Origin of the sequence: Butyricicoccus sp. AM78-15b2TA (genome assembly GCF_027665985.1) — a bacterium.
GTDB lineage: Bacteria > Bacillota > Clostridia > Oscillospirales > Butyricicoccaceae > Agathobaculum > Agathobaculum butyriciproducens.
Genome location: NZ_JAQEHY010000001.1, coordinates 252,675 through 277,410, shown reverse-complemented (window position 1 = coordinate 277,410; position 24,736 = coordinate 252,675). Strand labels below are relative to the sequence as shown.

Below are 24,736 nucleotides of genomic sequence, written 5' to 3'. Positions count from 1 at the left end.
CCGAACGGGCGGACGGATTTTCCCGTCCGCCTGTTTTTTCTATCAGGCAGTCTGCTGGACTGCTTTCAAAGGAGGAATTCCCTGTGAGAAGAAGTGATAACATCACCGCAGGACCCGAGCGCATGCCGAACCGTTCGCTGCTGCGTGCCTGCGGTATGACCGATGAGGAGATCAGGCAGCCGATCATCGGCGTGGTTTCGGCGTATTCCGAGATCATTCCGGGCCACATCAACCTCGATAAGATCGCGGATGCGGTTAAGGCGGGCGTTCGCATGGCTGGCGGTACGCCGGTGCTCGTTCCGGCCATCGGCGTATGCGACGGCATCGCGATGGGCCACATCGGCATGAAATATTCGCTGGCAAGCCGTGAGCTGATCGCGGACAGCGTAGAGACGCTGGCGCAGGCGCATCAGCTGGATGGTCTGGTGCTCATCCCGAACTGCGACAAGATCGTTCCCGGTATGCTGATGGCGGCTGCCCGTTTGAATATTCCGTCCATTCTGGTTTCCGGCGGCCCGATGCTGGCAGGCCATTTCGGCGGTGAAGAGGTATCTCTTTCCAAGACCTTCGAGGCGGTCGGCGCTTACAAGGCCGGCATGATGGACGAGGCAACGTTCTACGAGGCCGAGTGCAATTCCTGCCCGGGCTGCGGCTCGTGCGCAGGCATGTACACCGCAAACTCGATGAACTGCCTGTCTGAAGCCATCGGCATGGCGCTGCCGGGCAACGGCACGACTCCGGCGGTTTCGGCTGCCCGTATTCATCTGGCAAAGCACGCCGGCATGAAGATCATGGAGCTGATTGAGAAGGACATCAAGCCGCGCGACATCCTCACGCCGGCAGCATTCCGCAACGCGCTTACCTGCGAGATGGCGATCGGCTGCTCGACCAACTCGGTTCTGCACCTGCTGGCAATCGCAAATGAAGCAGGCGTTCCGCTGCAGCTTGAAACCCTGAACGAACTGTCCGGCAAGGTGCCGAACATCTGCCATCTGGCTCCGGCAGGCCCGCATCACATTGAGCAGCTTTACATGGCAGGCGGCGTTCCGGCCATCATGAAGGAGCTGACCAAGCGCGATTTCCTCGACCTGTCGCTCATCACCTGCACCGGCAAGACGGTCGGCGAGAACCTCGAGGGCGTTGTCAACAAGAATCCGGAGGTAGTTCGTCCGCTCGAGAATCCGTATTCGCAGACCGGCGGCATCGCTGTTCTGTGGGGCAACATCGCAAAGAACGGCTGCGTTGTCAAGCGTTCGGCAGTTGCGCCGGAAATGATGGTGCACGAAGGTCCGGCACGCGTGTTCGACTGCGAGGAGGACGCAATTTCCGCCATCTACAACGGCAAGATCGTGCCGGGTGACGTTGTTGTCATCCGCTACGAAGGCCCGAAGGGCGGTCCGGGCATGCGCGAGATGCTCAACCCGACCTCTGCGCTGGCCGGCATGAAGCTGGATACCACGGTTGCGCTCATCACGGACGGCCGTTTCTCCGGTGCGTCCCGCGGCGCATCCATCGGTCACGTTTCGCCGGAGGCTGCTTCCGGCGGCGAGATCGGTCTGGTGCAGGAAGGCGATATCATCTCCATTGATATTCCGAACAGCAAGGTAAATGTCAATGTTTCCGACGAGGAGCTGGAGGCACGCCGTGCCAAGTACGTTCCGCGTGAGCCGAATGTCAAGTCCGGCTGGCTGTACCGCTATTCGCGTTTGGTCACCTCTGCAGATCAGGGCGCTGTGGTTCGTTGATTTTTGCGTAATGAAAAGAAGTCCGAAAATTTTTCGGACTTCTTTTAATTCTCCATTCCGCAATCGCAAAATTTCTGCTCCAAGCGTAGACAGAACTGCACCGCAGTGCTATAATAAAGTAATTCTTGAAAAACGAAAAAGGGAGGTCATTTATTATGAAAAACCCTGAAAAGCTGCTTGATCTGCTGGCGCAGGACGCGCGTCTGACTCCGGCACAGCTGGCCGCGATGCTCGGTGAGACCGAGGAGGACGTGGCTGCTGCGATCAACGCGTATGAGAAGAATTCGACGATCCTCGGCTACAAGACCGTGGTCGATTGGGATAAAACATCCAAGGAGAGCGTAACCGCACTCATCGAGGTCAAGATCACCCCGCAGAAGGGTATGGGCTTTGATGAGATCGCCCGTCAGATCTATTCGCACCATCAAGTGGAGAGCGTGTATCTGATGAGCGGCGGCTTCGATCTGACCGTTATCATCAAGGGACGCACCATGCGCGAGGTTGCCCGCTTTGTCTCCGAGCAGCTGGCGCCGATGGAGAACGTGCTGTCCACCGGTACGCATTTCATTCTCAAAAAATACAAGGACAACAGTGTGGAATTCGATCCGGCAGACAGCGATAAGAGAGAGGTCATGGCATGGTGAACTACGAGCAGATTCTCTCTGCGCGTGTAAAAGAGGTACAGCCTTCCGGCATTCGCCGCTTTTTTGAACTGGCGGCTAAAATGCCGCACGCGATCTCGCTCGGTGTGGGCGAGCCGGATTTTGAAACGCCGTGGCAGATTCGCCGCGCTGGCATTCAGTCTCTGGAAAAAGGACAGACCTTCTACACCTCCAACTGGGGTCTTGCCGAGCTGCGCAATCAGATTGCAGCGCTCGTGCGCCGCAAGTACCGCCTGTGCTACGATGCGGACAAGGAGATCCTTGTGACGGTCGGCGGCTCCGAGGCGATCGACAACACCATCCGTGCGATTGTCAACGTGGGTGACGAGGTGCTCATTCCGGAGCCGAGTTTTGTATGCTACAAGCCGCTGACGCAGATGGCAGGCGGTGTTCCGGTGCCGCTGCCGACCCGCGCGGAGGACCAGTTCAAGCTGACGGCGGACAGTCTGCGCGCTGCTATTACGCCGCGCACCAAGCTGCTCATCCTGCCGTACCCGAACAACCCGACCGGCGCGATCATGACGCGCGATGAGCTGCAGGCGATTGCGACGGTTATCAAGGACACGAATATCATCGTGCTGTCGGATGAGATTTACAACAGCCTGACCTACGGCCCGGATCGCCACGTCTGCTTTGCGGAGCTGGACGGCATGAAGGAGCGCACCATTGTTGTGGACGGTTTCTCCAAGTCCTATGCGATGACCGGTTGGCGTCTCGGCTGGGCAATGGGCCCGAAGGAGCTGATGCGCCACATCTGCAAGATTCATCAGTTCGGCATTATGTCCGCGCCGACGACCGCGCAGTTCGCGGGCATTGAGGCTATCCGCACCGGCGAGGACGATATCGAGCGCATGCGCGAGCAGTATGACCTGCGCCGCCGCTACCTGCTCGGCGAGCTGCGGAGCATGGGCCTCGAGTGCTTTGAGCCGCAGGGCGCGTTCTATATGTTCCCGTCGATCGAGTCTACCGGCCTGTCGAGTGACGAATTCTGCGAGAGACTGCTGCACGAGCAGGAGGTCGCGGTCATTCCGGGCAGCGCCTTTGGTGAGAGCGGTGAGGGTCATGTGCGTATTTCGTATTCGTACTCGATGAACCATCTGCGCGAGGCTTGCCGCAGGATGCGTAAGTTTTTGCAGACTTTGCAGGCGGAAAAGTGAGATAAAATGAAAGCACCGCCCGAAATGGGCGGTGCTTAGTGGAAAAAAGGCAAACAAAAAGAACGCTCCATCGAGCGTTCTTTTTTTCTTATGCGATTGTGCCGCGATAGTTAAAATACGCAATACTGCTTCATATAAGCATCCATCAGCGGCAGGAGATGTGCGTACTCCTCCTTATCCGCAAGATACTCGCGGATATCCTGCACGGTAACGAGCGCGTGCACCTTGATGCCGAACTCCTCGCCGACCTCCATAACGGCGGTCTTGCCCGGGTTCTGGCCGACCTCACAGCGGTTTACCGAAATGAACATATCGGTAACCTTCACATCTGCGCAGCCCTTGAGCACCGGCATGGTCTCACGGATAGCGGTGCCTGCGGTGATTACGTCCTCGATGATGATAACGCGGTCACCGTCCTGCGGCTTGTAGCCGACGATATTGCCGCCTTCGCCATGGTCCTTTGCCTCCTTGCGGTTGAAGAAGAACGGCTTGTCGATGCCGTAATTGCGGGCCAGCGCACCGGAAACCGAGGTAGCAAGCGGGATGCCCTTGTACGCCGGACCGAACATTGCGTCGAACTGATCACCGACGGTCTCCTTGACCAGAGCTGCGTAAAACTCACCCAGACGGGAGTTCTGCAGACCGGTCTTGTAGTTGCCGGTGTTGACGAAATACGGGGTCTTTCGGCCGGATTTGGTTGTAAAATCGCCGAAGCGCAGTACGTCGGCACTCATCATAAATTCGATAAATTCCTTTTTGGCAGCAGTAAGCATGATCGTTCCACCTTTTTCTATCAATATACTTATCTTCAGTATACCAGAATTTTCGGCAGGGAACAACCCTTTCTGTCAAGCGACGGTCAACAAATTGCACAAATACACAGGGAGATTAACGTGTTATGAACGGAAAACTGTCAAACTCCTGTTGCAGAAAATGAAAAAACGCGCTAAAATATAATAAGGCAACAACACAATTAAAGCTGCGGCTCCTTGCGCAGGCTCCGGTCGCGCTGCCGCGGCTCCTTGCGCAGGCTCCGGTCGCGCTGCCGCGGCTCCTTGCGCAGGCTCCGGTCGCGCTGCCGCGGCGCTTTACGGAAATTTTGTGCCCTGACTTCGTTGTGATTTCACGGTAATACACAAAGTATTACCGCAAAACCACGCCTCGCCAGTCCGCAAAAATTACTCGTAAATCGCTTTTGTTCAATTATGTGGTATTGCCTTAGGTATTCTATACCTTCAAGGACGATTTACAATCGTCAAAAACAAAAAGGTGGCTAACAACACAAATGGCATTTCACGGTTTTTCCGCAGAAGGCGTGGATCTTCTGCAACTGAATCGCCTGCAAAACAGCAAAGAATTTTACGATGCACACAAGGACGAGATCAAGCGGTTATCCATCCGGCCCTTTCACGAACTGATCGCGGAAATGACGCCGGAGATGGTCAAAATCGACCCGCAGTTCGTCACCGTGCCGTCCCGCATGGTATCCCGCGTGCGGCGCGATACCCGATATACCAAGGATAAAACGCTCTACCGGGCGAACATGTGGCTGTTCTTCCGCAGAGCACGACGGGAACGCGAATCCGTTCCCGCATACTACTTTGAACTGCATCCCGAATACTGGGCCTTCGGCTGCTGGGGCGCGTGGGGCAGAGGCGAAATGGAAGCGCTGCGCGAAATGATCCTCGCAGAAGACAGGCTGTTCCTTGACGCCTTTCGTGCGGTGAACAACTGTCCGCAGGTGCACCTTGCGGGCGAGATGTACAAGCGCCCGAAATTCCCGGACGCAAAGCCGGAATATCAGGACTGGCTGAACCGCAAGGAGATCGGCGTGGATTACACAAACAGTGAGGACTTTGCTCCGGTGCTGGACGGCACGTTTGTTCCGTTCATGCTGAAGACCATGCGGCAGCTTGCGCCGCTGTACAGACTGCTGCTCGCGGCGAAGGAACGCGCAGACGCGGCCGGACGGGAGGCGCTGCAATGAGATATCTTGCACTGGATTTCGAGACCGGAAACGCCTCGCCGCTGAGCGCGTGCGCACTCGGCGCAAGCGTGTTTGAGGATAATCAGCTGGTGGATGAGAAAATCTCGCTTATCCGTCCGCCGGAATGCGTGGGCAAGTTCCACTGGGGCAATGTCCGCGTCAACCACATCAAGGAGAAGATGGTCGCGGACGCACCGTCGTTCGCCGAGGTGTGGGAGCCGCTCGCTGACATCGCGGAGGGCAGCGTCATCGTGTGCCACAACGCTATGTTCGATACGAATGTGCTTTGCAGCTGTCTGGCGCATTACGGACTGAAAATGCCCGAATGCCGGTACTTATGCACGGTAAAGCTGTCCAAGCGGGTATGGCCTGAGCTGGAAAATCATAAACTGGATACGGTATCCGCCGCGCTGCACATCGACCTGAACCACCACGAGGCTGGATCGGATGCGCGGGCTGCGGGACTGATCCTGCAGGCGGCTCTGCGCAGGACGAGCAGCGCGGACGCCGACGCACTGGCAGAAAAAATCGGCATGCGGCTCGGCCGTATTTCCCCGATGGGGAAAACGCCGTGCAGCATCGCCGGGGACCCCAAACCCAGGGAGCACAGGCGGACAGCGCGTCCGCGTAATACGGTAAAACGAAAGGGAGAGAACAAGCTATGAAAAACTATCTGGATAGTATTGACCGCGATGCACTGCGCAGCCGTGCCGAGCAGATGCTGCACACCGCAGGAAACGCTTGCGATCAGGCAGGACGCTTTATGAACACCACGACCGAAAAGATCCGCGGCTTCTCGCTCATCGAGTTCTTCATCTACGAGACCTGCCTGCTGTCGTTCGGTTTGTGGCTGGGCACCTGCTTCTCTAAATTTTTCAAGAAGTTCCGCGCGATCATCTTTGCAGCGTTTGCCGCAACGTGGCTGTACCTGCTGTGGCGCGTGTTCTTTGATGAGGATGAGGACTAAGCGTATTCAATCTTCGTTTTCATCCGCTGACAGCTGACAGGAAGGAGTTTATTGTTGGAAGATCCCAATCAGGAAAAAAAGTCCCGGCTTGACCTGCAGCCGCACTATATCGAGTGGGGGCTGACTGCGTTAGGTGTCATTGTAGCCTGCGTACTGGTCGTGTTCGTGCTGTTCCGCATGACAATAATCTGGGGCATGATCAAGAAATTTTTCAGCATCCTCAGCCCGTTCATCTACGGCTTTGTGATGGCGTACCTGCTCATGCCGGTGTTCAACATGCTGTACCGCAATCTGCAGCCGCCGATGTCGCGTAAATTTAAAAACGGCACACGGCTTGCCAAGGGATTGTGCAGTGCGCTGACGCTGGCCTTCGGTCTGGCGGTTGTAGGCGTGCTGCTGTGGATGGTGCTGCCGCAGCTGGTCACGAGTATCACCTCGCTGGTAGACTCGATGGACCTGTATATGAACGAGATATCCGGCTGGGTAGCGTCGCTGCTGCACAACAACCCGGAACTTGAGCACAGCTTCATGCGCCTGTACGATCAGTTCTCCGCACAGATGATGAACTGGGCGCAAAATGACCTGCTGCCGCAGCTCGGCAGCATGATGAGCGGCGTTGTTACGACCGTAAATGTGCTGATGAACCTGCTGATCGGTGTCATTATCGCGCTGTACATTCTCAACAGCAAGGACACCTTCTGCGCACAGGCGAAAAAGATGACGTACAGCTTTTTCACGGTTGAAAAGGCGAATGCCATCATGGCTCGTGTGGCGCATATCCACCGCGTGTTCGGCGGCTTCATCACCGGCAAGCTGATGGACTCGTCGATCATCGGCGTGCTGTGCTTTATTGGCATGCGTCTTATGATCTCGTTCGGCTGGATGACCATGCCGACGTCGTACGCGCTCCTGATTGCGGTTATCATCGGCGTGACCAATATCATCCCGTTTTTCGGGCCGTTCATCGGTGCGATTCCGAGCACCATTCTGATCATGGTCATCAGTCCGGTGCAGGCGCTGTATTTCGTCATTTTTGTGCTGCTGCTGCAGCAGTTTGACGGCAATATCCTCGGACCGAAAATCCTCGGCAACGCCACCGGACTGTCGAGCTTCTGGGTCATGTTCGCCATTCTGCTGTTCGGCGGCGTGATGGGCTTCGCAGGCATGGTGATCGGCGTGCCGCTGTTTGCCGTGCTGTACAGCGTGTTGACCGAGAAGATCAATCATCTGCTGAAAAAGCGCGGCCTGTCCGTGGATACGAACGACTATCGCGGGCATAAGCGCATCGACCCGGAGACACACGCGTTCGTTGAAGCGCAGGAGACAATGCCTCCTGTGAGCGCAAAAGAGCGCCGCCGTGCGGCACAGCAGAAAGATCAGGAAAACAAAAAACAGTAATATGTGCAAAGAGGGACACTGCGAGGCAGCAGTGTTCCTCTTTTTTTGCGTTCTGATGCAGAACGGCAGAGGATTTTTTCTTCCGTGTCTTTCTCAACCTGTTCGCAGTGTCAGATACATTACTGCTACACAGACCGGAAAGTCTTCGCAGGCGCGGCATACCCGTGCCGCGCAACTCGTAAGTTTGGAGTTTGCGGACAGCACCTGCGGATTAGGTGTTCGGTGCAATTTAGCCTCGCAGGTGCCGTGCGTTACAACGTGCCAAGGATTTGCGCGACACTGTTATGTCGCGCCTGCGTAGAGTAAACCGTATGTGTAGCAGTACGCTGTCTGTGAACTGCGAATATTTTGCGAAACAAACGCAAGAGTAACCCGACTGCCGTTCCCCCCATTTCGAAGCGGTCACATGTCGGCAATCTGCGCCAGACTAAGAAATAAAGGGAAACGGGAGTTAAGAGGGTAGAAACCGTAGGTGTCTACCCTCTTGCCCCGCCGCGGGGCGCGGCGAATCCCCGCGCTCCGCAGAGCGCAACTCCTCGCTTGATTTCAAGCGAAAAACCTCCCGCCCGTTAGGGGCGAACCCGCCTGCGGCGGTTCGAGTGCCCCGCTCAGCCGGTGCAGAAAAGGAGCCGCCCCGGATAGGGCGAACACGCTGACGCAGTTCGCGTGGCCCAGTCAGCCGGTGCCGAATAGAGAAAAATCCGATTTTTAACCGAAAAAATCTGCGGAAACCCGCTTGGACTGATTGCTTATCCCATTTGTATTTGTTATAATAAACAGTAAAGCAAAAACCAAAACGGCACGGCAGGACAAACTGGAGCCTGCTCCCGGTGCCGGACCTTCGATGCGCCGCCGCATGACGCGGCAGGAATTCCGAGGGTATACCACTTAAACTTTTTATATAGATTTTTTGGAGGATTAAACGCCTTATGGAGCATATTAAGGATTGCATCGCGGCATTGCGAGAGGCCGCACCTGAAATAGATATTGCAGAAAACGAACTCATGCGCCGCCATACTACGTTCGCCATCGGCGGACCGGCGGACCTGTTCGTGCAGCCGAAGACCCGCAGGGAACTGACCACGGCACTTGCCGTACTGCGCGAGCGCAATATTCCGTTCCTGCTGCTCGGCAACGGCTCCAACATGCTGGTGGCCGATGCGGGCATCCGCGGTGCGGTTGTCTGCACATCCGAGCTGGATGAAGTTCGCGTAAACGAGGATAACACCGTCTCTGCCGAGGCGGGCGCGCTGCTCAGCCGCATTGCCCGCCGCGCACAGCGTTCCGGTCTGACCGGAGCCGAGTTCGCCGGCGGCATTCCGGGCAGTCTGGGCGGCGCTGTTTACATGAATGCGGGTGCGTATGACGGCACAATGGCCGGCATTGTGCAGGAGACCGAGTTCGTGGACGGCGAAGGCAACATTTGTACCCTCAAGGGCGATGAGCACGGCTTTGACTACCGCACGAGCGTGTTCCGCAAGCATCCGGACTGGACGGTGCTCCGTTCGACCATGCAGCTGCAGAACGGCGATTCGGCGGCGATTCTGGATAAGATGAACGATTTCGCGCAGCGCAGACGCGACAAACAGCCGCTCAACTTCCCGTCGGCAGGCTCGACATTTAAGCGTCCCGTGGGACACTTTGCGGGCCAGCTTATCGAGCAGGCCGGTCTCAAGGGCACGAGCGTCGGCGCGGCACAGGTTTCGGAAAAGCACGCGGGATTTCTCATCAACCGCGGCGGTGCAACATGCGATGACATGCTGCGCCTGATCGAACTGGTGCAGAACAGGGTGCGCGAGCAGTTCGGCGTGGAGCTGGAGTGCGAGGTGCGCATCGTAAAATAATCAGCAGCGCCGCTCGGCGGCGTTATCACAGCAGAAACACAGGGCAGGGGGAAAGGTAACATGTATTTTTTGATCATTTCCGGTATGTCGGGCGCAGGCAAGAGCCGCGCGGTCGCCACGCTTGAGGACTTAGGCTATTACTGCGTCGATAATCTGCCGATCTCCCTCATACCGCGCTTCGCGGAGATCTGTCTGGCGGCAACCGAACGCTATGAACGTGTGGCGCTCGTCACCGATGTGCGTGCAGGCGGCGATTTCCAGCAGCTGTTTGATTCGCTGGATTCGATCAAGAGCATGGGCTGCGATTACCGCATCCTGTTCCTCAACACGGACACGCCGACGCTCATCCGCCGCTACAAGGAAACGCGCCGCAAGCATCCGCTGATGGAAAAGGGCATGTCCATGACAGCCGCCATTGAAAAGGAGCGCGAAATGCTGTCCGGTCTGCGCGACCGTGCCGACTTTGTGGTGGACACCACCGGACTGTCTGCTGCCGGTCTGCGCGAACGTCTGCTGACGATGTTTTCCGGCACCGAGAGCGGAGAGGTGTTTGAGGTCATCGTACAGTCGTTTGGCTTCAAGTACGGCATTCCGCCCGAGAGCGACCTTGTGTTTGATGTGCGTTTCCTGCCCAATCCCTATTACGAAATGAGCTTGCGCGAGCGCAACGGCACCGATCCGGAGGTGCGCGATTATGTGTTCCGCGGCGGTACGGCGGATGTGCTGATGCGCTACCTGACGGGCATGATCGACTTTCTGCTGCCGCGCTATATCGCGGAAGGCAAGGCGAATCTGATTATCAGCATCGGATGCACCGGCGGCAAGCACCGCTCGGTCGCTATCACCGAGGCGCTGAGCGAACACCTGCGCAGGCAGGAATACGGTGTAGTAACCATGCACCGCGATTACCAGAGATAAACCCGCTTCGTTCCGGACAGGCGAAGCGTGCTGTACAGAACGGAGAGAATATATGTCTTTTTCAACCGAGGTCAAAAACGAGCTGTGTCGGGTATCCATGCAGCGTACCTGCTGCACGCGTGCCGAGATTTACGGCGCACTGCTCCATGCCTCGGTTTTTTCGCACAAGGAGATACGGCTGTCGGCGGAGAACATGACCGTTGTCCGCCGCTTGCAGGCGCTGCTGCAGCGCGCGTTTTTTGTTGAGTGTGAGCCACAGAAGGCAGGCCGCAAGCAGCAGCTTGTACTCACCGAACCGGCGCAGATCGGACGCGTGTTTGACGCGCTCGGCTACGACTGCAAGAGCCACATCACCTACCACATCAACCGCAATCTGCTCGAGGAGGACTGCTGCATTGCGTCCTTTCTGCGCGGCGCCTTCCTCATGGGCGGCACGGTCGCGGGACCGGACAAGAAAAGCCATCTCGAGCTGAAAACCACCCACCAGAGTCTGTCGGGTGAGGAGACAAGCCTGATGCTTGATTTAGGTTTATCGCCCAAGCAGGCACGGCGCGGCAGCGCGTATCTGCTGTACTTTAAGGACGGTGCAAGCGCGGAGGATTTCCTTACGCGCATCGGTGCGCCGCACGCGGCGATGGAGCTGATGCAGGCGAAGGTAGAGAAGAATCTGCGCAACACGATCAACCGGCAGGTCAACTGCGAGACCGCGAACATGATGAAGGCCGCCGATGCATCGGCGCGGCAGATCGCGGCGATTCAGGCGCTGATCGACAGCCGGGGGGAGGACGCATTTCCGGGCAACCTGTGGGAGACCGTGCGCCTGCGTCTGGAATACCCGACGGACAGCCTGTCCGAGCTGGCGCAGCGGTTCGACCCGCCCATCTCCAAACCGGGATTGAGCCACCGCCTGAAAAAGATCATCGAGCTTGCGGAAAAGGAGGACTAAATTGGTACCATTTGCACATCTGCATGTCCACAGCGAATACAGCCTGCTGGACGGCGCCTGCCGTATCGAAAAGCTGGTGGACCGTGTGGCAGAGCTGGGGCAGACCTCTTGCGCGCTGACCGACCATGGCGTCATGTACGGCGTGATCGACTTTTACCGCGCCTGCAAGGCGAAGGGGATCCATCCGGTCATCGGCTGCGAGGTGTATCTGGCGCCGCATTCGCGCTTTGACCGCAGCTACATCAACGGCGAGTGGCACACGCACCTCATCCTGCTGTGCGAGAACATGACCGGCTACCGCAACCTCATCCACATGGTGTCGTGCGGTTTCTCCGAGGGCTTTTACATGAAGCCGCGTATCGACATGGAGCTGCTGCGCGCGCACAGCGAAGGTCTGATTTGTCTGTCTGCGTGTCTGGCGGGCGCGATTCCGCGTGCGCTGGCGGACGGTGATATGGACGGCGCGTATGACCTCTGCGAGCAGTTCCTCGATATTTTTGACCGGGAGCATTTCTACCTTGAAATTCAGGACCACGGCATTCCGCTGCAGCAGAAAGTCAATGAAGGTCTGTACCAGCTTTCCAGGGAGCTGAACATCGGTCTGGTGGCAACGAACGACGCGCATTATCTCACCAAGGCGGATGCGCGCATTCAGGACGTGCTGATGTCCATTCAGATGGGCAAGACCGTGGACGACCCGACCCGCATGAAGTTTGAAACGCAGGAGTTCTACATCAAGGATGCGGACGAAATGGCGGCGCTGTTTCCGGAGCACCCGGAGGCACTCGCCAACACGGTAAAGATCGCAGAACGCTGTCAGGTTGAGTTCGAGTTTGGAAAGTACCATCTGCCCGAATTCGATGTGCCGGACGGCTACACCTCGCTCGAATATCTGCAGAAGCTGTGCGATGAAGGCTTCGCAAGACGCTATCCGAACGACGACGGCACCGTGCGCAAGCGTCTGCAGTACGAGATCGACATGATCGCCAAGATGGGCTTTGTCGATTACTTCCTCATTGTGTCCGACTTTATCGGCTACGCGAAAAGTCAGGGCATTCCTGTCGGACCCGGACGCGGCTCGGCAGCAGGCTCGATCGTGTCGTACTGCCTCGCTATCACCGACCTTGACCCGATTCACTATTCGCTGTACTTCGAGCGATTTTTGAATCCGGAGCGTGTCTCCATGCCGGATATCGACGTGGACTTCTGCTATGTTCGCCGTCCGGAGGTCATCGAGTACGTTACCCGCAAGTACGGCAAGGACCGCGTAGCGCAGATCGTCACATTCGGCACGATGGCTGCCCGCGGTGCCATCCGCGACGTCGGCCGTGCGCTCAACATCCCGTACAACGACGTTGACGCGGTTGCCAAGCAGGTGCCGAACGAACTGCACATTACGATCGACAAGGCGCTGACCATCAACGCGGAACTCAAGAAAATGTATGACGAGCAGCCGCAGGTGCGCGAGCTGATCGATACTGCGCGTGCGCTCGAGGGCATGCCGCGCAATGCATCGACGCATGCCGCAGGCGTGGTTATCACCAAAAACCCCGTGGACACCTACGTTCCGCTTTCGCGCAACGGCGACCAGATGGTAACGCAGTTTACGATGGTGACCATCGAGGAACTTGGTCTGCTCAAGATGGACTTCCTCGGCCTGCGCAACCTGACCGTTATCGCGGACGCGGAAAAGCTGATTCGCCGTCACACGCCGGATTTTTCCATCGAGAACGTGGATATGAGCGACCCCGCGACTTACGAGATGCTCGGCAAGGGCTCGACCATGGGCGTGTTCCAGCTTGAATCGGCGGGCATTACCAACGTCGTTACCGGTCTGCGCCCGCAGTCCATCGAGGATATTACCGCAGTCGTTGCGCTGTATCGCCCCGGTCCGATGCAGTCCATTCCGCGCTACATCGAGTGCCGTCATCATCCGGAAAAGGTAACGTACAAGCATCCGCTGCTCGAGCCGATTTTAAGCGTCACCTACGGCTGTATGATCTATCAGGAACAGGTTATGCAGGTGTTCCAGAGCCTTGCGGGTTACTCGCTCGGCAAGGCAGATATGGTGCGCCGCGCCATGAGTAAAAAGAAGATGAAGGAGCTGGAAAAGGAGCGCGTCAACTTCATCTACGGCAACGAGGAGCTGGGCATTGACGGCGCCATCAAGCGCGGCGTGCCCGAAGCAGTTGCGGCAAGTCTGTTTGACGAGATCATGGATTTTGCAAACTATGCGTTCAACAAGGCGCACGCGGTTTGCTACGCGGTCGTGTCGTTCCGCACGGCGTACCTCAAGTGCCATTACCCGAGAGAATATCTGGCGGCGCTGCTGACGAGCGTTCTGGATGTTTCGGATAAGATCTCCGAGTATATTCAGGCGGCGCGTGATATGGGTATCGCGGTGCTTCCGCCGGACGTAAACGAGTCATACGATGAGTTTTCGGTTGCGGGCGAGAATATCCGCTTCGGTCTGGCAGCCGTCAAGGGTGTGGGACGCTCGTTTATGAAGCAGCTTGTCGAGGAGCGAGAGGCGAACGGCCTGTTTACCTCGTTCCAGGATTTCTGCGAGCGCATGTACGACCGCGAACTCAATCGCAGAGCCCTTGAAAGTCTCATCAAGGCAGGCTCGTTCGATTCCATGCACTACTACCGCAGTCAGCTTTTGAAAATCGTCAATCCCGTAGTAGATGCCATTGCCCAGAACCGCAAGAAGAACATCGAGGGTCAGATGGACCTGTTCGGCATGGGCAACGACGAGGTGCGCGACACGCAGATTGCGATGCCGAACATTCCGGAAGTGCCCAAGCGGGAGCTGCTGGCGATGGAGAAGGAGACCACCGGTCTGTACCTCTCCGGTCACCCGATGGACGAGTACCGCAGCCTGACGCAGAAGGCGCAGGCGGCCTCCGTCAAGCAGATCATCGACGATCTGACGGGCGAGAGCAGCAGGCCGGTCTACAAGGACGGCATGACCGTACGGCTTGCCTGTGTTATCACGGCGGTGCGGCTGAAATCGACCAGGAACGGCTCGATGATGGCGTATGTCACCGCAGAGGATGACACGGCGGCGATTGAGCTTGTCGTGTTCCCGCGTTCGCTGCAGCAGTGCGGCGCATATCTCACCGAGGACAGCGCAGTCCTGCTTACCGGTAAGATCGATGCCCGAGAGGACGAGGCGCCCAAGGTGCTGCTGAACGAGGCGCAGCCGCTCACCGAGAGTGCAGTGGAGAGCCTGCAGCAGCCGAAAAAGGGCACGCAGAAATCGGTCTACACCGATGCGCAGGCGGCGAAGCTGGCGCCGCAAAAGCTGTTTTTGCGTATTTCCAGTCTGCAGGGCGATGAATGGACGCAGATTAAAGAGGTTTTGCGCACGCAGCCCGGCGATACGCCGGTCTATCTCTACCCGATGGACACGAAGAAAAAGACGCTCGCTGCCCGCCGGTACTGGTGCAAACCGGATATTGCATTTTTAACAAGATTACGCTTTCTCTTGCGCGAGGAAGATGTTATAATACAATAGGAGACTGTGTTTATCCGTAGGGAGAGAGACGGTTTCCGCAGAGGGAAACAGAACTGTAATACAGAGGTCAGTGCGGCATCGACCGTGCCGCCAAGCAAGAAAACAGAACCGACAACAGGGAGGCTTTATCATGGATAAACAAATTCGCAGAATCGGCGTACTTACCAGCGGCGGCGACGCACCCGGCATGAACGCACTTATTCGCTCGGTAGTCCGCAGCGCAAGCGCAAACGATATTTCCGTTCTCGGCATTCGCCGCGGCTACAGCGGTCTCATCAACGGTGACATCATCGAGATGGGTGCCCGCAGTGTAGACGGCATTATCCGCAAGGGCGGCACCATGCTGTACACCGCACGCTGCAAGGAAATGCTGACCGAGGAAGGTCTGCAGAAGGCGGCTGACACCTGCCGTTACCTCGGTATTGACGGCCTGATCTGCTGCGGCGGTGACGGTACATTCCGCGGTGCACAGGCGCTTTCCCGCAAGGGAGTTCCGTGCATCGGCGTTCCGGGTACCATTGATAATGATATCGGCTGCTCGGATTACACCATCGGTTTTGACACCGCCTGCAATACTGCGATCGAGTGCATCGATAAGCTGCGCGATACCATGCAGTCCCACGAGCGTTGCTCGGTCGTAGAGGTCATGGGCCGCCGTGCAGGTCATCTGGCATTGCAGGTTGGCTGTGCAGTCGGCGCGACCGCGATCTGTCTGCCCGAGCGTCAGCTGGATTTCGACACCGAGATCGTAGAGAGAATGCGCATCGGCCGTATCAAGGGCCGCAACCACCATATCATCATTGTAGCAGAGGGCTACGGCTCTGCACAGGACGTTGCAGACCAGATTCACGAGGCTACCGGCATCGATACCCGTGTTACCATCCTCGGCCATATCCAGCGCGGCGGCTCTCCGTCTGCTATGGATCGTGTTATGGCGACCCGCATGGGCTATGCTGCCGTTCGCGCTCTGATGGAGGGCAAGACCAACCGTGTTGTTGTTTCGGATAACAACATTGTTACCGATATCGACATTGAGGAGGGTCTGGCACAGAGCAAGGATCTGAACCAGTGCCTGTTTGAGGCACAGCAGACGGTTGCCATCTGACATGGCGCAGACTGTTCTCATCACCGGAGGCTCGCGCGGCATCGGTGCCGCCTGTGTGTGCACGTTTGCCAAAAACGGATGGAATACCGCGTTTACTTACAGCAAAAGCAGGGAAGCGGCGGACAGACTCGCTGGGGAGACCGGCGCACTGGCGCTTTTGGCCGATCAGCAGGATACCGCGGCCGTGGAACTCGCGGTCGCGGAAGGGAAGGCACGGTTCGGCACGATCGATGCCGTGGTCTGCAATGCAGGCATCGCCGAACAGAAGCTGTTCCAGAATATCACCGACGCGGACTGGATGCGCATGCTGGATGTCAATCTCATGGGTACGGTGCGCACGATTCGCGCCGTGCTGCCTGAAATGCTGCACAACCACAAGGGAAGCATCGTTACGGTGTCGTCCATGTGGGGAGAGTGCGGCGCGTCCTGCGAGAGCCATTATTCCGCGAGCAAGGCTGCGATCATCGGCCTGAGCAAGTCGCTCGCGCAGGAGCTTGGCCCGAGCAATATCCGGGTCAACTGCATTGCGCCGGGCGTGATCGACACCGACATGAACGCCATGCACAGTGCGGATACCATGCAGGAGCTTGCCGATCAGACACCGCTCGGAAGAGTCGGCGCGGCAGCCGAGGTCGCGGACAGTATTCTGTATCTGTGCTCGGATAAGTCGTCTTTCATAACAGGACAAGTATTGGGCGTCACCGGAGGATTTTAAGATGCTGTCGCCAAACCACGGTTTGGCCGACAAGAGGAACGGACCGTGGGCCGTTCCAAAGTCGTCCGAAAGTTCCCATACGGAAACTTTCTCCCTCCAGAAGTCAAAAAAAGCGAGATACATGCTCCCGCTTTTTTGGAATTTGCACTGCAAATTCTATTAAATGCGCGCTAACGCGCGAAAAGCTGCGACGTTAGTAAAGTGCGTTAAGAAAGATAGAACGAGAGGTCAAAAGACCTCTCGTCAGTCTGTCGAAAAAGCAGCATTTCAACTCTTGTGCTTTGTGCGGCAGCACGCATAAAATAGAATTTGCGGAGCAAATTCATAAATTCCGGGGGCGTGTACCTCGGAATTTATACAAGGGAAGAAAAAATGTGCCTGCAAGGCGCGGTTTTTCTTCGAAATTCGATCGGAAGCGTGGTTCCGATCGAGAGGCTGCTCGGAAAACGTTAGTTTTTCGACAGCCTCACGAGAGGTCAAAAGACCTCTCGTTTTTTGTTTAATACGGTTCAAAGTCAAAATAACTGAGCAGACCGTTATAAATGCCCTGTGCAAACCCGAACGGATCGTTCTCCAGCTTCATCGCATCGGAAGTATTGGTCAGGTATGCCAGCTCGACCAGAATCGAAGGCATCTGTGTCCGCCGCAGGACATACAGGCTCGGACGGATGCGCACGCCGTTATCGCGTGTGCCGACACGCGCAACAATGCCGGCGAGCACATGCTGCGCCAGCCAGTACGCCTGCGTATTTTCCTGATAAACATACACCTCAGTGCCGTTGACGGCGGGATTTACGTTCGCGTTGCAGTGGATGCTGATGAAGTAATCTGCAGGCCACTCATTCGCCAGCCGCACGCGCTCGGCCAGACTGGTGGCATTGCTTGTGCCGAGGATTTCCTCGGGTGAGGTGCGGCTCAGCCGCACCTCAAACCGCGGGTCTGCCCGCAGAAGATCGGCCAGATACACGCCGACCGCGTAGGTCACATCCTGCTCGAGCAGTCCGCTGCCTTCCGCGCCGGTGTTCGGACCGGATGGATTGTGTCCCTGATCGATAAAAATCTTGATCGCCAAAGTATCACCTCCTCGTGTCAGCCTATGCGGCAGCGCGGCAGAACGTCCGTGCTTGACGGTCAGCACACGCCGTGTTATTCTGTAAGAAAAGAGAGGTGGGATCAATATGAAATTATATATCAAACAAAAGGTATTCTCCTGGGTGGATCGGTTTACCGTTTTTGATGAAACCGGCGCCGACAAATACCATGTCGAGGGGGAGTTTTTCTCGTGGGGCAAGAAGCTGTATGTCACCGACTTGACCGGACACGAGACTGCCTTCATCCAGCAGAAGGTGTTCAGTATGATGCCGCGGTTTTTCGTGTACATCGACGGCGTGGAACGCGCGGAAATCGTCAAGCGGCTTACATTTTTCTACGAAAAATACGAAATCGAGGGTCTCGACTGGACGATCGAGGGTGATTTCTGGGCGCATGAGTACCGCATCACGCAGAACGGACGCGAGATCGTGTCTATCTCCAAGGAGTGGTTCACCTGGGGTGATTGCTACCAGCTGGACATTGCCGATTCCGCAGACGAAACACTTGCGCTGGCGGTCGTCCTCGCGATCGACGCGGTACACGCGCAGGCGAACGCGGCAGCGGCTTCGACTTGAAAGGAAACGATATGATTGAGATAAACCAGGACTTCGCGGACGGTGTACTGCATTCGCGCAATCCGGAGACAAATAAAAACGACTACGGCCGCATTCTGTGCGTATGCGGCTCGGCAGGATATACAGGCGCGGCATATTTTTCGGCACAGGGCGCGGTCCGCATGGGAAGCGGCGTTGTGACGCTGGCAGTTCCGCAGGGTGCGTGGCCGGTGCTGGCGGTCAAGCTGAATGAGCCGGTCGTGCGGCCCATGCCGCAGGATGAAAACGGGCTGTTTTCCATGGACGCACTGCCGAAGCTGCTTGCGCTTGCCGAAAAGGCGGACGCGCTGCTCATCGGGTGCGGACTCGGCCGTTCGGATACGCTGACCGAAATCGTGTGTACTCTGCTCGAAAAAGCTGCCTGCCAGATTGTACTCGATGCGGACGGCATAAATTCAATTACCGGGCATAAGGATATATTGCGGCGAACGGCAAAGCCGGTCGTGCTCACGCCGCACGCGGGCGAGTTCGCACGGCTCAGCGGCAAGCCGGACGCGACCGCTGCAGACGCGGCACAGTTCGCGCAGGACTATCGGTGCATTGTGCTCTACAAGGGACACCGCACCCGCATTTTCACGCCGGACGGCGGCTGCCATCGCAATACCTCGGGCAATCCCGGTATGGCGAAAGGCGGCAGCGGGGATGTTCTGGCAGGCATGCTGGTTTCGCTGTGCGGACAGGGCATTGACGCGGTTCGGGCGGCATGTACGGCGGCGTGGCTGCACGGCAGAGCCGGAGATCTGGCGGCGAACGCTCTGAGCGAATACGGTATGACGCCGAGCGATATGCTGACGCAGCTGCCGATTCTGCTGAAACGATATAACTCGAAAACATGGTGATAAACCGGTCAAAGGAGTGGTAATCTGAACAGGCTGCTGTGTGGTTTGGCGGCGCTTGTTCTGCTCTGCGGCTGCGGCCGCTCGGCGGAAATGAGTGCCGAGGATGTGCGTGCGCATTTCGCATCGCTGGACAGCTGTACGGCGCATTTGAAAATAATCTCGGATTTGGACGAATCTGTACTGGAATTTGAAAGCGACTATGTCTATAATAGAGAGGACAGCGATTCCTTCACGCTGACCGCACCGGAGTCGGTCGCCGGTATCGGCGGGCGCATCTCGGGCGAGGAGAACGGCGCGTTCACGCTGCAGTACAACGACTTGCAGCTGGATGATATTGCTCCTCGGCATACCGGACTGACACCGGCAGACGCGTGGTTCTGCCTGCTGAACGATCTGCGGTATGCTGTACCTGCGCAGGTGTGGAGCGAGCGCACGAACGGCGAAAGCCTGCTCGTGCTGCGCTATGAAAATGCAGACGACAGCGTGGAAAAGCAGGTGTGGCTGCGGCAAAGCGATCTGCAGCCGGTCTATGCCGAACTGTATGCGGACGGTGCGCGCGTGCTGACCATACAGGTGGAATCCTGTCAGTAAATCAGGAGCCAAACGGTTCTGTTGGAGTGACGAAAACAATGGAAGTAAATCAACACCGCACTTGGGCGGAGATCGACCTCGGTGCGATCGAGCATAATTATCGCGTGATCTGCGAGCAGGCGCAGGCGCCGGTCCTGTGTGTCGTTAAGGCGGACGCATACGGTCACGGTGCCGTGCAGGTGGCTAAGCGGCTGGAGAAGATGGACGCACCGTATTTTGCGGTAGCGACCATTCCAGAGGGTGTGGAGCTGCGAGAAGCAGGCATCGAAACGCCCATCCTCATCCTTGGCTATGTGGACGAGAAGGACATGGACACGGCGGCACAGTACGGCATCACCGTGCCGGTGTACGACCGCGAGACCGCAGAACTCATCAGCGCGGCAGCAGAGCGCACCGGCAAGCCGGTCACCGTACACTACAAGCTGGATACCGGCATGACGCGGCTCGGCTTCCCGTCGTGGGAGTGTGAGCAGACCGTGCAGGATATCCTTGCGTGCTCCAAGCTGCCGGGCTTGATCAGCGAAGGCATTTTCACGCATTTTGCGGTTGCCGACGTGCCCTCCGGCGAGGCGTACACGGAATTGCAGTACAAGCGCTTCTCGGATGTGTGCGAGGGTCTGCAAGCGGCCGGTCTTGACCTGCCGCTGCGCCATTGTGCGAACAGCGGCGCTATCCAGACCTACGAGAAGATGCACTGCACGATGACCCGTGCGGGCATTATCCTGTACGGCTATCGCCCGGATGCCTCCGTGCCGCCGGTGCTCGATCTGAGACCCGCCATGACCGTCAAGGCGCGTGTGGTGCAGGTGCGCGATATTCCGGCGAATACGACCATCAGCTATGGACGCACCTTCGAGACGGCAGAGCCGACCCATATGGCGGTTATCTCAATGGGTTATGCGGACGGCTATCTGCGTACCGGCTCGGGCAAGGCGCAGGTGCTGCTCGGCGGCGTGAAAGCGCCCGTGCTCGGCCGCATCTGCATGGATATGTGCATGGTGCGTATTCCGGAGGGCGTAGACGTACATCGCGGTGACGAAGTGACCGTGTTCGGCCCGGAAGGCTGGACGGCAGAGGACGCAGCAGACGCAGCGGGGACCATCTCGTACGAGGTGCTGTGCGCCATCAGCCGGCGTGTGCCGCGTTTCTATCGGTAATTTACTGACATTGCGTGCATAAGATGAAGCGGAGGAGATTTTTCTCTCTCCGCTTTTCTGCATTATACAGTTATAATTTTGTGTGACACGGGGAAAATAGGTTTGCGGGAAAACCATCAGGCAGCACCGTAAATCTATTTCATCGGAGTGTGAACCAAAGTGGATAGCAACATCAAACGCGGAGATATTTACTATGCCGATCTCAGTCCGGTGGTTGGCAGTGAGCAGGGCGGCATCCGACCGGTGCTGATCGTGCAGAACAACGTCGGTAATCGGTACAGTCCGACCGTGATCGCCGCCGCTATTACATCGCAGATCAACAAGGCGAAAATGCCGACGCATATCACGGTCGGTGCGCCGAACTACGGACTGACCAAGGATTCCATCATCCTGACCGAGCAGATCCGCACGCTGGACAAACGCCGCCTGCGCGAGAAAATGGGCTCGCTCGACGAAAAAGCCATGCGGCACGTCGATGAAGCACTGGCGGTCAGTTTCGGACTCGGCTCGGTGCAGGGGTAAGCCGTATAACGGCGGGAGAAAGCGCATATCCTTTTATGGGGTATGCGCTTTTTGCGTATAGACTGGGATTTGCCGTCTGCGGACGGCAGGAACGGTGCCGCGCCCCGCAGCAAGGGCAAGAGGGTAGACACCAAGGTTTGCCCGTAGGCCACTAAACCTTGTTCCCGCGCCGTGCGCGGATTAAATGAGTACTACCCTCTTAACTCCCTTTTCCCTTTGTTTCTTAGCTTGACGCAGACCAGAGACCGGCGACCGCTTCGAAAAGGGGAACGGCAGTCGGCCTACCCTTACACGCTGACAAGGGTCTCTTCTGCGTCAGACAGCGCGTGCCACACTGCAATCGCAGGCGTAATCTTTGGGCGGCATAGCCGTGCCGCCCTCTGCGTAGGCTTTCCGATATGTGTAGCAGTACGCTGTCTGTGAACTGCGCATATTTTGCGAAAGAAACGCTGTGGTAACCCGACTGCCGTTCCCCTTTTCGCAGCGGTCACATATAGGAAATTGGCGCCAGACTAACAAGCAAAGGAAACTGGAGTCCCAAGAGGATAGTACTCATTTAATCCGCGCACGGCGCGGGAACAAGTTTTAGTGGCCTACGGGCAAACCTTGGTGTCTATCCTTTTGGACCTCCCAGCCAAAGGTTGGCTCCCATTCTATATGCTTTAGCAAGTAGTAAAATTCAAATTTGCACAGAAAGGAGAACCGCCCATGCGCGCAGACGTATTCTGTAACGACAACCCAATCGGCACGATCGACTGGACCCCGGACGCCTGCGGCGTGCAGGTCAATCTCGACTGCGCTGTCTGCGGAGACGAACTGCTGCGCTGCTATACGGTCGTGAACGGAAACATCCTGCGGGTCGGTCTGCCTGCACCGGAGCATGGCCGTCTGCGCCTGCGCCGGCATCTCTCGCGGCAAATGCTGCATGAGACTGGCTGCGAGGGCGAACCCGAACGGTTCTATCTCGCGTCTGCGCCGGAGTCTTTGCCGCAGAGCAATGCGCCGCCCGAGCCGCCGCTTGTCACCGGAGATGCGGTTCTGGACGCGCTTTTATCCAGCGAAAACGTGCAGATTCAGCCGACCGAGACCGGACTGCGTCTGCAATGTCCGTTCGATCCGAAAAAGCCGTTCGCGCTGGCACCTGCCTTTGTGCTTTGCCGCACAGAAGGAAACACGGCAGTTCTGGAATGGAAAAAGGACGCAGCCGCATCGGCTGCGTCCTCTGAAAAGGCGTAACTTTAGGTAATACCGCATAATTGAACAAGAGTGATTTGCGAGTAAATTTTGCGTACTGACGAGGCACAGTTTTGCGGTAATACTTGATGTATTACCGTGAAACTTCGGCAGCGCGGACGGAACTCGCGCAAGGAACCGAAGCCAAAGTCAGGACACAAAATTTCCGCAAAGCACCGCGGCAGTGCGACCGGAGCCTGCACAAGGAGCCGCCGCTTTAATTGTGCGGTGTTGCCTTTACTTTACGATGGTCTTGGCCTCCATGTAGTAGCGCTTCTCGTGCGCCTCACCCATGGAGAAGGTCTTGCGCGGCAGAACGCCGTCGAAAACGACGCCGCGGAACAGGTCGTTCTTGGCGATGTCCGGCAGGATGAAGCCGAGGTTGCCCGGCTTTTCCGCCAGCGAAACAACAACGTCCGTGCCGTGGATGTAGTCGATCTTCGCGGAGGTGTGGGTCTCAAGATAAGCGTCCAGACCGGTCTGGATGGTAGCGATCGGAATGGCCCACTTCGGGTTCTCGACAACGAACACGCCCGACTTGTTCGCCGAGCAGAACGGGAAGAAGTGCACGTTTTCACTCTTGGGAGCCTCATCGGCAACGTAAGCCTTGCAGCCCTCGCCGTTGTAGAAGTCGGTCAGTGCGCCGAGCAGCTCATCTGCGTCTACGCCGAACAGAGCACGGTGGATCGGCTCGATGATCAGGCTCTCGTCATGGATGTTGACAACCTCAACGAGTGCAAAACGTGCCGGATGGTTCTCCTGCTCCTCGGCAGTCAGGTCCTTCTTGACCTCTTCCCAGTACGCCTTTGCGGTGGCCATGGAGTGGTTGCCGTCGCCTACTGCATACGGCAGCAGCGCCTGTGCATCCGTGCAGCCGTACTTCTTGTTGAAGGTCTCGCGGTCGCAGAGTACTTCGAGCTTGGCCTCGATGACCTCGGTCTCCGGACCGTTCGGCAGGAACCAGCCGGTGATATGGCCGCCGTTCTGCATCAGGTCGGTATCGTACAGCTTGTCATAAGAGGCGGTCTGCTCGAACAGCGGCTCGATGATCTGACGGTCGGGATCGTCGATCAGGATCATGATGTGCGGCAGCTCCAGGCATGCGCCCTGACGAACCTTGAGACGGGGCGGAATACGCTCGACAACCGTCTTTTCGGTCGGGCGGATGAGGGATGCGGAACCGGGCGTGTATTCATACGCTTCCAGATCGACCGACAGCACGATGCCGCGGCGCGGGCAGGAGCCGCCGGACCAGCGCTCGGTCAGAACGACGCCGGCGGGCAGGGTGCGCAGCGTGCCGTCCTGCACATACTGCTGCATGGTCTGATGGATTTTCTCCGTGCGGGCAGCAACGTCCGCGTCCTCCAGATAAACCTCCGGCAGGGTCAGACGCAGGGTAGAGGGTGCGTCACCGACGGTCTTATCAGTCTCGGCCCAGTAGTCCGGCTGAGAGGTGTACTGGTCGCAGGCGATGACTGCCCACTTGGACAGATCCACGCCTTCACGCGGAAACATGATCTCGGGAATACGAGTGCAGCGATTAGCCATAATTATCCTTCCTCCAGTAGAAGTAGTGTGGAATGCCTCTATTATAGCAGACAAATCCCGAGTGCGGCACTCGTTTTTAAAAAATAAATGTCGGTTTGCAGAAAAAACTTTATTTGCTTGACGAAAGTATAGGGATGTTGTACAATATAATATAGGTTTGGTTGCGAAATTTGTAT

General features: G+C 57.2%; 22 protein-coding genes. 19 read left to right on the top strand and 3 right to left on the bottom strand.

Features of this window, described 5'->3' with window-relative positions:
• Positions 1-83: 83 nt before the first annotated feature.
• From ilvD to PGS25_RS01490, 3 genes are all read left to right on the top strand, one after another.
• The gene (gene ilvD / locus PGS25_RS01500; RefSeq protein ID WP_270417434.1) at positions 84-1,745 is read left to right on the top strand and encodes a dihydroxy-acid dehydratase; all 1,662 of its coding nucleotides are present in this window, start codon (positions 84-86) and stop codon (positions 1,743-1,745) included.
• A gap of 155 nt (positions 1,746-1,900) precedes the next feature.
• The gene (locus PGS25_RS01495; RefSeq protein ID WP_118361494.1) at positions 1,901-2,389 is read left to right on the top strand and encodes an Lrp/AsnC family transcriptional regulator; all 489 of its coding nucleotides are present in this window, start codon (positions 1,901-1,903) and stop codon (positions 2,387-2,389) included.
• Positions 2,383-3,564, top strand: coding sequence for a pyridoxal phosphate-dependent aminotransferase (locus tag PGS25_RS01490; RefSeq protein ID WP_116705107.1), 1,182 nt, complete (start codon positions 2,383-2,385; stop codon positions 3,562-3,564). Before PGS25_RS01495 ends, PGS25_RS01490 begins: the two co-directional genes overlap by 7 nt.
• A gap of 110 nt (positions 3,565-3,674) precedes the next feature.
• Here PGS25_RS01490 and pyrE read toward each other — a convergent pair whose 3' ends face one another.
• On the bottom strand, positions 3,675-4,337 hold the full coding sequence (gene pyrE, locus PGS25_RS01485) for an orotate phosphoribosyltransferase (RefSeq protein WP_117751125.1): 663 nt from the start codon (positions 4,335-4,337) through the stop codon (positions 3,675-3,677).
• Positions 4,338-4,849: 512 nt separating this feature from the next.
• Here pyrE and PGS25_RS01480 point away from each other — a divergent pair.
• From PGS25_RS01480 to PGS25_RS01435, 10 genes are all read left to right on the top strand, one after another.
• Positions 4,850-5,551, top strand: a complete 702-nt coding sequence (locus PGS25_RS01480) for a DUF2461 domain-containing protein (RefSeq protein WP_270417433.1) — start codon at positions 4,850-4,852, stop codon at positions 5,549-5,551.
• Positions 5,548-6,216, top strand: coding sequence for a 3'-5' exonuclease (locus PGS25_RS01475; protein ID WP_270417432.1), 669 nt, complete (start codon positions 5,548-5,550; stop codon positions 6,214-6,216). The genes PGS25_RS01480 and PGS25_RS01475 overlap by 4 nt, the downstream gene beginning before the upstream one ends.
• The gene (locus PGS25_RS01470) at positions 6,213-6,518 is read left to right on the top strand and encodes a hypothetical protein (RefSeq protein ID WP_116705103.1); all 306 of its coding nucleotides are present in this window, start codon (positions 6,213-6,215) and stop codon (positions 6,516-6,518) included. The genes PGS25_RS01475 and PGS25_RS01470 overlap by 4 nt, the downstream gene beginning before the upstream one ends.
• A gap of 54 nt (positions 6,519-6,572) precedes the next feature.
• Complete coding sequence (locus PGS25_RS01465) at positions 6,573-7,916, top strand: AI-2E family transporter (protein ID WP_270417431.1); 1,344 nt, start codon at positions 6,573-6,575, stop codon at positions 7,914-7,916.
• A gap of 929 nt (positions 7,917-8,845) precedes the next feature.
• Positions 8,846-9,760 carry a UDP-N-acetylmuramate dehydrogenase gene (gene murB, locus PGS25_RS01460; RefSeq protein ID WP_118285262.1) on the top strand — a complete coding sequence of 305 codons (915 nt, stop codon included), beginning with the start codon at positions 8,846-8,848 and terminating at the stop codon, positions 9,758-9,760.
• A gap of 60 nt (positions 9,761-9,820) precedes the next feature.
• The gene (rapZ, locus tag PGS25_RS01455; RefSeq protein ID WP_118729577.1) at positions 9,821-10,678 is read left to right on the top strand and encodes an RNase adapter RapZ; all 858 of its coding nucleotides are present in this window, start codon (positions 9,821-9,823) and stop codon (positions 10,676-10,678) included.
• Positions 10,679-10,730: 52 nt separating this feature from the next.
• Positions 10,731-11,624, top strand: coding sequence for a DNA-binding protein WhiA (gene whiA / locus PGS25_RS01450; protein WP_118564269.1), 894 nt, complete (start codon positions 10,731-10,733; stop codon positions 11,622-11,624).
• Between the two features lies 1 nt (position 11,625).
• Positions 11,626-15,144, top strand: coding sequence for a DNA polymerase III subunit alpha (locus PGS25_RS01445; protein WP_270417429.1), 3,519 nt, complete (start codon positions 11,626-11,628; stop codon positions 15,142-15,144).
• Between the two features lie 130 nt (positions 15,145-15,274).
• Complete coding sequence (gene pfkA, locus PGS25_RS01440; RefSeq protein WP_117487844.1) at positions 15,275-16,249, top strand: 6-phosphofructokinase; 975 nt, start codon at positions 15,275-15,277, stop codon at positions 16,247-16,249.
• A gap of 1 nt (position 16,250) precedes the next feature.
• Positions 16,251-16,964: an SDR family NAD(P)-dependent oxidoreductase gene (locus PGS25_RS01435; RefSeq protein ID WP_270417427.1), complete on the top strand. Its 714-nt coding sequence runs from the start codon at positions 16,251-16,253 to the stop codon at positions 16,962-16,964.
• Between the two features lie 499 nt (positions 16,965-17,463).
• Here the strand turns inward: PGS25_RS01435 and PGS25_RS01430 are convergent, their stop codons facing one another.
• Positions 17,464-18,036: an N-acetylmuramoyl-L-alanine amidase family protein gene (locus tag PGS25_RS01430; protein WP_270417426.1), complete on the bottom strand. Its 573-nt coding sequence runs from the start codon at positions 18,034-18,036 to the stop codon at positions 17,464-17,466.
• 106 nt (positions 18,037-18,142) lie between these two features.
• On the opposite strand from PGS25_RS01430, the gene PGS25_RS01425 reads away from it, so the two are divergent.
• From PGS25_RS01425 to PGS25_RS01400, 6 genes are all read left to right on the top strand, one after another.
• Positions 18,143-18,631 carry an LURP-one-related/scramblase family protein gene (locus tag PGS25_RS01425; RefSeq protein WP_117487840.1) on the top strand — a complete coding sequence of 163 codons (489 nt, stop codon included), beginning with the start codon at positions 18,143-18,145 and terminating at the stop codon, positions 18,629-18,631.
• An 11-nt stretch (positions 18,632-18,642) separates the two neighbouring features.
• Positions 18,643-19,509, top strand: coding sequence for an NAD(P)H-hydrate dehydratase (locus tag PGS25_RS01420; protein WP_270417425.1), 867 nt, complete (start codon positions 18,643-18,645; stop codon positions 19,507-19,509).
• Between the two features lie 45 nt (positions 19,510-19,554).
• The gene (locus tag PGS25_RS01415) at positions 19,555-20,100 is read left to right on the top strand and encodes a hypothetical protein (RefSeq protein ID WP_270417424.1); all 546 of its coding nucleotides are present in this window, start codon (positions 19,555-19,557) and stop codon (positions 20,098-20,100) included.
• Positions 20,101-20,138: 38 nt separating this feature from the next.
• Positions 20,139-21,257, top strand: coding sequence for an alanine racemase (gene alr / locus PGS25_RS01410; protein WP_270417423.1), 1,119 nt, complete (start codon positions 20,139-20,141; stop codon positions 21,255-21,257).
• Between the two features lie 159 nt (positions 21,258-21,416).
• Positions 21,417-21,779: a type II toxin-antitoxin system PemK/MazF family toxin gene (locus PGS25_RS01405; RefSeq protein WP_110437051.1), complete on the top strand. Its 363-nt coding sequence runs from the start codon at positions 21,417-21,419 to the stop codon at positions 21,777-21,779.
• 708 nt (positions 21,780-22,487) lie between these two features.
• Positions 22,488-23,015 (top strand): hypothetical protein, encoded by a 528-nt coding sequence (locus PGS25_RS01400; RefSeq protein WP_270417422.1) that lies wholly within the window; start codon positions 22,488-22,490, stop codon positions 23,013-23,015.
• Positions 23,016-23,249: 234 nt separating this feature from the next.
• On the opposite strand, the gene PGS25_RS01395 is transcribed toward PGS25_RS01400, so the two are convergent.
• The gene (locus PGS25_RS01395; RefSeq protein ID WP_270417421.1) at positions 23,250-24,560 is read right to left on the bottom strand and encodes a DUF1015 domain-containing protein; all 1,311 of its coding nucleotides are present in this window, start codon (positions 24,558-24,560) and stop codon (positions 23,250-23,252) included.
• Positions 24,561-24,736: the final 176 nt, after the last annotated feature.

Coding starts and splice junctions, on each gene's coding strand:
- PGS25_RS01480 (WP_270417433.1), top strand. CDS start 4,850: ATGGCATTTCACGGTTTTTCCGCAGAAGGCGTGGATCTTCTGCAACTG.
- murB (WP_118285262.1), top strand. CDS start 8,846: ATGGAGCATATTAAGGATTGCATCGCGGCATTGCGAGAGGCCGCACCT.
- PGS25_RS01395 (WP_270417421.1), bottom strand. CDS start 24,560: ATGGCTAATCGCTGCACTCGTATTCCCGAGATCATGTTTCCGCGTGAA.
- PGS25_RS01475 (WP_270417432.1), top strand. CDS start 5,548: ATGAGATATCTTGCACTGGATTTCGAGACCGGAAACGCCTCGCCGCTG.
- alr (WP_270417423.1), top strand. CDS start 20,139: ATGGAAGTAAATCAACACCGCACTTGGGCGGAGATCGACCTCGGTGCG.
- PGS25_RS01495 (WP_118361494.1), top strand. CDS start 1,901: ATGAAAAACCCTGAAAAGCTGCTTGATCTGCTGGCGCAGGACGCGCGT.
- PGS25_RS01490 (WP_116705107.1), top strand. CDS start 2,383: ATGGTGAACTACGAGCAGATTCTCTCTGCGCGTGTAAAAGAGGTACAG.
- pfkA (WP_117487844.1), top strand. CDS start 15,275: ATGGATAAACAAATTCGCAGAATCGGCGTACTTACCAGCGGCGGCGAC.
- PGS25_RS01420 (WP_270417425.1), top strand. CDS start 18,643: ATGATTGAGATAAACCAGGACTTCGCGGACGGTGTACTGCATTCGCGC.
- whiA (WP_118564269.1), top strand. CDS start 10,731: ATGTCTTTTTCAACCGAGGTCAAAAACGAGCTGTGTCGGGTATCCATG.
- PGS25_RS01470 (WP_116705103.1), top strand. CDS start 6,213: ATGAAAAACTATCTGGATAGTATTGACCGCGATGCACTGCGCAGCCGT.
- PGS25_RS01435 (WP_270417427.1), top strand. CDS start 16,251: ATGGCGCAGACTGTTCTCATCACCGGAGGCTCGCGCGGCATCGGTGCC.
- PGS25_RS01425 (WP_117487840.1), top strand. CDS start 18,143: ATGAAATTATATATCAAACAAAAGGTATTCTCCTGGGTGGATCGGTTT.
- rapZ (WP_118729577.1), top strand. CDS start 9,821: ATGTATTTTTTGATCATTTCCGGTATGTCGGGCGCAGGCAAGAGCCGC.
- pyrE (WP_117751125.1), bottom strand. CDS start 4,337: ATGCTTACTGCTGCCAAAAAGGAATTTATCGAATTTATGATGAGTGCC.
- PGS25_RS01400 (WP_270417422.1), top strand. CDS start 22,488: ATGCGCGCAGACGTATTCTGTAACGACAACCCAATCGGCACGATCGAC.